The 6,171-nt window shown below is 67.5% G+C and carries 6 protein-coding genes; 4 read left to right on the top strand and 2 right to left on the bottom strand.

The genetic code is table 11. The features are described from left to right. Positions 1–105 precede the first annotated feature (105 nt). Positions 106–738: a VOC family protein gene (locus VFG33_RS04565; protein ID WP_325022697.1), complete on the top strand. Its 633-nt coding sequence runs from the start codon at positions 106–108 to the stop codon at positions 736–738. Further along, positions 735–1,442 carry a Type 1 glutamine amidotransferase-like domain-containing protein gene (locus VFG33_RS04560; RefSeq protein ID WP_325022695.1) on the top strand — a complete coding sequence of 236 codons (708 nt, stop codon included), beginning with the start codon at positions 735–737 and terminating at the stop codon, positions 1,440–1,442. The genes VFG33_RS04565 and VFG33_RS04560 overlap by 4 nt, the downstream gene beginning before the upstream one ends. Here the strand turns inward: VFG33_RS04560 and VFG33_RS04555 are convergent. After that, positions 1,439–2,899 (bottom strand): WS/DGAT/MGAT family O-acyltransferase, encoded by a 1,461-nt coding sequence (locus tag VFG33_RS04555; RefSeq protein WP_325022694.1) that lies wholly within the window; start codon positions 2,897–2,899, stop codon positions 1,439–1,441. The genes VFG33_RS04560 and VFG33_RS04555 overlap by 4 nt on opposite strands. Before the next feature lie 251 nt (positions 2,900–3,150). On the opposite strand from VFG33_RS04555, the gene VFG33_RS04550 reads away from it, so the two are divergent. Both VFG33_RS04550 and VFG33_RS04545 read left to right on the top strand, forming a co-directional pair. Further along, on the top strand, positions 3,151–4,236 hold the full coding sequence (locus tag VFG33_RS04550) for a S1 family peptidase (RefSeq protein WP_325022692.1): 1,086 nt from the start codon (positions 3,151–3,153) through the stop codon (positions 4,234–4,236). A 33-nt stretch (positions 4,237–4,269) separates the two neighbouring features. Beyond that, a complete protein-coding gene (locus VFG33_RS04545; RefSeq protein WP_325022690.1) occupies positions 4,270–5,355 on the top strand; it encodes a S1 family peptidase in 1,086 nt (361 codons plus the stop codon). 47 nt (positions 5,356–5,402) lie between these two features. Here the strand turns inward: VFG33_RS04545 and VFG33_RS04540 are convergent. Beyond that, a partial coding sequence (locus VFG33_RS04540; protein WP_325022688.1) for a beta-N-acetylhexosaminidase occupies positions 5,403–6,171 on the bottom strand: 769 nt, incomplete at its 5' end.

Raw genomic sequence — 6,171 nt, 5'->3', positions numbered from 1 at the left:
CTCCTCCCCCACCCCGCCTCCAAGTAACGGCCCTCACCTGCCCAAGCGCGTGGTTAGGGTGCCCTTTCTTCGTGTTGGCGGGGGGTGGGGACCAGAATGACCGGCATGCGCTTGGATCATCTTTCATATGCGGCAGGCCCTGACGGGTACCAAGCGACGGTCGAGCGGCTCTCTTCGCTGCTCGGCGCGGAGTTCGTGGACGGCGGTGTGCACCCGCGCTTCGGCACGGTGAACCACATCCTGCCGCTGGAGAACGACCGCTACATCGAGGTCGTCGACGTGCTGGACCACCCGGCGTCGGACAAGGCGCCGTTCGGGCAGGCGGTTCGCGCCCGCAAGGAACTGGGCGGCGGCTGGCTCGGCTGGGTGGTCGCCGTGCGCGACATGGCGCGGATGGAACAGCGCCTCGGCCGCGACGCCGTGCCCGGCAACCGGCACCGGCCGGACGGCGTGAACATCACCTGGCGGCAGATCGGCGTGAAGGGCCTGATCGCCGACCCGCAACTGCCGTTCTTCATCCACTGGGACGACCTCGGCCAGCACCCGTCGGCCGGCGGCAAGGGCATCAAGCTGAACGCCCTGGAGATCGCCGGCGACCCGACCCGCGTGACCGCCTGGATCGGCCACCCGGCGGACCACCTGCTGGACGACCTCGACGTCGCCTGGGTCGGCCCGAACGGCCAACCCGGCCTGATAGCAGCAGTCTTCCAAACCCCGAACGGCATCGTCCGGTTGTGAGCCAGATCTTCGCAGTCTCCGGCGTGCTCGGGGACGGCGCGAAGACCAGAGGCCTCCTCTCGTACGCCGTGGCGCTGGCCGGCGTGGATCGCCCCGCGCGATTCTGCTTCATCCCTACTGCCCAGGGTGATCACCCGGGTGCGGTGCAGTGGTTCAAAGCTGCCTTCGGCAACGACCCGGCCGTCGAACCAAGTGTGCTGACGTTGTTCACCGAGCCGAACGTGCCGGATGTCCGCAAGCACCTGCTGACCCAGGACGTGCTCTGGGTGGGTGGCGGCAGCGTGGTGAACATGATGGCGGTCTGGCGTGCACACGGGCTGCCCGAGATCCTCCACGAGTGCTGGCAGAACGGTGTGGTGATGGCCGGCGAGAGTGCGGGCAGCTTGTGCTGGCATATCGGTGGTCCCACTGATTCGTTCAGCTCGTCATTGGATGCCTTTAGCAACGGACTTGGCTGGTTGCCGTGGAGCAACGGCGTACACGACGACCTTGGCGACCAGCCACGGCGTACGGCGTACCGGGCACTGGTTGGCTCCGGCGCGCTGCCGGGCGGGTATGCCACCGAGGACGGTGTCGGCCTGCACTATGTCGACGGGGAGTTGAAGGAAGCCGTCGCCGTACTGCCGGGCAAGCGCGCATGGAAGGTCGATGCTGACGGCAACGGCGGTCACCGTGAGACCGAGATCGTGCCGAAGTTGATCTAGAGGCGTTCGAGGTCGATGAGGGCGGTCTCGAGGTGGGCGAGGAGGCGTTGCAGGTGGGGGACGGTTCGGCGGCAGCCGGTCAGGCCGAAGTGGAGTTGGTGGTCGTAGCTGGTGACGCTGATGTTGAGGGCCTGGCCGTTGAGGACGATCGAGGCCGGGTACATGCCGAGCAGCCGTGAGCGGTTCCAGTACAGGGGACTCTCGGCCGGGCCGGGGATGTTCGAGATGACCAGGTTGTACGGCGGTGGCGTGCGACCCGCGAGCCCGGGGATCACCGCGGCTGGTCCTGCCGAGCCGATCCCGAGCGCTCCGACCATCAGGTTCTGCAGGGGGCTGAGTTGCGACAGCATCCCTTTGCCGTAGCTCGTCGAGTCGATGATCCGGCCGATCCTGCGCTCGGGGTCCCGCTCGTCGGTCGCGAGGTCGGCGATCAGCGTGGCCAGCGAGTTGCCACCACCGGGCGCCTCCCCTTCGCCGGACTCGCCTCGGAGTGAGACCGGGACCATCGCGGTCATCCCCTTGTCCGGCAAGGCGTTCAGCTCGAGGAGATAGGTGCGCAAGGCACCCGAACACATCGCCAGCATGACGTCGTTGAGAGTGGCGCCGGTGATCGCGCGAACCTTCTCCAGCCGCTCCATCGGCCAGGACTGCGCCGCGAACCGCCGCGCGCCGGTGATCGGCTGGTTGAAGATCGTCCGCGGCGCCTGGAACGCGACCGACGAGTGCTCGGTCTGCAGGACCCGGAGCGCACTCCGCAGGCCGACCGGCGAGAGCCCGGCCAGGTCCGCGAGCACTCGCCCCACTCCCCCAACGGCTCGGCCGGCTCCACCGGTGACACGGCCCGCCGCGGACAACAGTGCCGCTGGAGACAGGCCACCAGCGGGCGTAGTACTGGCTGCTGCATCGGCCAGGGCACGGTCCGGGAGAGCGAAGGGCGCGGGCATGCCGGCCTGGTCCGGGTCGCTGGTCAAGGACGCCTGCAACAGCCGGAGGGCTGTGACCCCGTCGAGCAGCGAGTGGTGCACTTTGGTGTAGATCGCGAAGCGGCGACCCTGCACTCCCTCGATCAGATGCATCTCCCACAGTGGCCGGTGCCTGTCCAGCAGGGTCCCGTGCAGCCGCGAGGTCAGCTCGAACAACTCGCGATACCGTCCAGGCCTGGCCAGCGCGGACAGCCGGATGTGGTACTCGAGATCGACCTCGTCCTCGGACTCCCACGACCAGTAGCCCAGGTCGAGCGGCCGGTGCCGCACCCGCCGCGCGAACAACGGGTTCACCGCCTGACTCTCGACCATCTCGCGGTAGAGCCGCGACACGTAGTCCTGCGTCCCCTCGGGGAAAACCTGGTCCCGCGCACCCTCCGGCAGCTCGAACAGCATCAGCCCGCCGACGTGCATCGCCTGTTCGCGTGTCTCGCCAAGCAAGAACATCGCATCCAGCGGCCCCACCGCGGCCATCCGTCCTCCCGCCCCAGCTGTCGACGCCTCATCGTCGCCGCATGGACCCAGCCGGTCTACCCCTGCTAACCGTTGGGATCACTTTTGGTTATCCCATCAGTATCTGAAGAGTCAAGAAACGGCGCATGAAGGGTGCTGAGCAGTGCCGCCCCGTCAGTTGCTTACCAGCTGCTCAGGCATAGCCGAAAGATTTCTACCTGCCGTACATCTCGGCCGCTGAGGCTTGCACTTCGTCTAGCGAGGAGCAACAGATGCGAAGTCGTTCTGTCCGTCACGTCGGAGTGGTTCTGACCCTTGGAAGCCTGCTGGCAGGCGGGCTGCTGATCCAGTCCGCCAGCCAGGCCGTCTCCGTCCCAGCAGCACTCACCGACCCTGTTCAGGCCTCCAAACTGGCCACCGACCTCGGCGCCGACCGCACCGGCGGCGCTTACTACGACGACAGCGGTCGTCTGGTTGTCGCGGTTACCGACCAGGCCACGGCTGATGCCGTACGTCGGGCCGGTGGCACGCCGCAGGTCGTCAAATACAGCACAGCCGCGCTGAACTCGATCAAGACCGAGCTCGACCAGCTGCCGATCATCCCCAACACCTCATGGGGCGTCGACCCCAGTACCAACAAGGTGTCGGTCGACGTCCACGACGGCGTCTCCGCCGCCGACCAGGCGCGGATTCAGGCGATCGCCGCGAAGCGTGGCGCCGCCGTACAGATCGAGAAGCTTCCCGGCAAGTTGGTGGCGAAGGTCGACATGCCCGGTGGAGCCGGTGTCACCTCCTCTGGGAAGATTTGCACCGCCGGGTTCAACGTCCAGAACAACAACGGCGACAAGTACTTCCTCACGGCCGGGCACTGCGTGACCGGCGGGTACCGGACCTGGTCCAAGCGCACCGGCGGCGCACTTCTCGGCGTGGCCACCAGCCGCTGGCAGTACGGGCCGAGCGACTACGCCGTCATCGACTACACCGGCCCCGGCGTCGTCGCGTACGGGACCGTCTTCTACGACGGTGCGCACCACCAGATCACCGGCTCCCGCTACGTCTCGGACGGCGAGGGCGTCAACCGGGTGGGGACGATGAGCAAGGACCTCGTCGGCGCCGTGCTGGACCCCAGCACGACCGTCACCTACGAGAGCGGAACCAGGCTCACCAACATGATCAAGACGTCGCTGTGCAGCCTGGGCGGTGACAGCGGCGGCCCCCTGTTCGCAGGCACCACCGCTCTGGGCCTCCTCTCCGGCGGCACCGACGAGACGGTGTGCCACACCACCGTGAGCGATCGCCGGTCCTACTACGAGCCCGTGCAGGCAGTCCTCAACCAGTACGGCCTCAAGGTCTTCTGACCCTCTCGTCATACGTCTAACGAGGAGCAACAGATGCGTAGTCGTTCTGTTCGCCACGTCGGAGCCGTTCTGGGCCTTGGCAGCCTCCTGATCGGTGGACTGCTGATCCAGTCCGCCAGCCAGGCCGTCTCCGTCCCAGCAGCACTCACCGACCCTGTTCAGGCCTCCAAGCTGGCCACCGACCTCGGCGCCGACCGCACCGGCGGCGCCTACTACGACGACAGCGGTCGCCTGGTCGTCGCGGTCACCGACCAAGCCACCGCAGACGCCGTACGACGAGCCGGCGGCACACCGCAGGTCGTCTCCTACAGCACCGCGGCACTGAACTCGATCCACGCCGAGCTCGACCAACTGCCCGCCATCCCCAACACCTCCTGGGGAGTCGACCCGAGCACCAACCGGGTGTCGGTCGAGATCTACGACGGCGTCTCGGCCGCCGACCGGGCCCAGATCGAAGCGATCGCCGCGAAGCGTGGCGACGCCGTACAGATCGAGAAGCTTCCGGGCACGCTCAAGCCGACCGTCGACCTGCCGGCCGGCGTCGGCATCACCTCCGACTGGAAGATTTGCACCGCCGGGTTCAACGTCCAGAACACCAACGGCGACAAGTTCTTCCTGACCTCCGGGCACTGCGTGACCGGCGGGTACAGGACCTGGAACAAGCGCACCGGCGGCGCACTTCTCGGCGTGGCCACCAGCCGCTGGCAGTACGGGCCGAGCGACTACGCCGTCATCGACTACACCGGCCCCGGCGTGGTGGCGTACGGGACCGTCTTCTACAACAGCGCGCACCACCAGATCACCGGGTCCCGCTACGTCTCGGACGGGGAGCCGGTCAAGCGGGTGGGAACCATCAGCAAGGACCTCGTCGGAACAGTGCTGCTGCCGAGCACGACCGTCACCTACCAGGACGGGACGAGGCTCGACTACATGATCAAGACGTCCCTGTGCGCCCAGACTGGTGACAGCGGTGGTCCCCTGTTCAGCGGCACAGCTGCCCTGGGCATCACCTCCGCAAGCACCACCAACAGGGCCTGCGACAGCAATGTGAGCGACGACCGCACCTTCTACGAGCCGGTGCAGGCAGTCCTTAACCAGTACGGCCTCAAGGTCTACTGACGCACTCTCGCCGGTGGAGCGTCCTGCTCCACCGGCGGGAGCCTTGGTCAGTCCAGCGGGCGGTAGTTCAGGCCGAGGGCCTCGATCCGGTTCAGGTGCGGGCGGAGGCGGGTGAGGAACTCGTCGTACGACGTCTTCGGGGATCCCCAGGCGCGTTCGGCGACGGCGGAGAGGCGGGGCAGGAGCATGTAGCCGACCTGGTCGGGGCCTTCCATGTACTCGGTCCAGACGTTGGCCTGGGTACCGATGACGCGGGCCCGCTCCTCCTCGGTCAGGCCCTCGGGGACGACCTCGAAGTCGTAGACCTTCTCCAGCGGGATGAAGCCGCCGATGGCGAGCGGCTCGGTCTCCGGGTCGCCCTGGTAGTAGTCGAAATAGACCGACTCGCACGGCGACATCACCACGTCGTGGCCGGCCTTCACGGCGACCTCACCGCGCTGGGCGCTGCGCCAGGCCATGATCACGGCGTCCTTCGGGCAGTCGGTTTCGACCATCTCGTCCCAGCCGACCAGCCGCCGGCCCTGCTCGATCAGGACCTCGGCGACCTGCGCGGTGAACCAGCCCTGCAGCTGGCTGGCGTCGGTGAGCCCGAGCTCGGCCTGCCGCTTCTGCGCCGCCTCCGACTCGCGCCACTGGACGTCCGGGCACTCGTCGCCGCCGAGGTGGATGTAGGGCCCGGGGAAGATCTCGAGGACCTCGCGCAGCACCGTCTTGACGAACTCGACGGTCGCGTCGTTCACGTTCAGCACGTCGTCGCTGATGCCCCAGACCTGCCGGATGCCGAGCTGCGTGTCCGGGCTGTTGCCCAGCTCCGGG

The sequence above is a fragment of the Kribbella sp. genome, assembly GCF_035687465.1.
Taxonomy (GTDB): Bacteria; Actinomycetota; Actinomycetes; order Propionibacteriales; family Kribbellaceae; genus Kribbella.
Note: the sequence above shows the minus strand (reverse complement) of the source record. Positions and strands in the feature narration are given on the sequence as shown.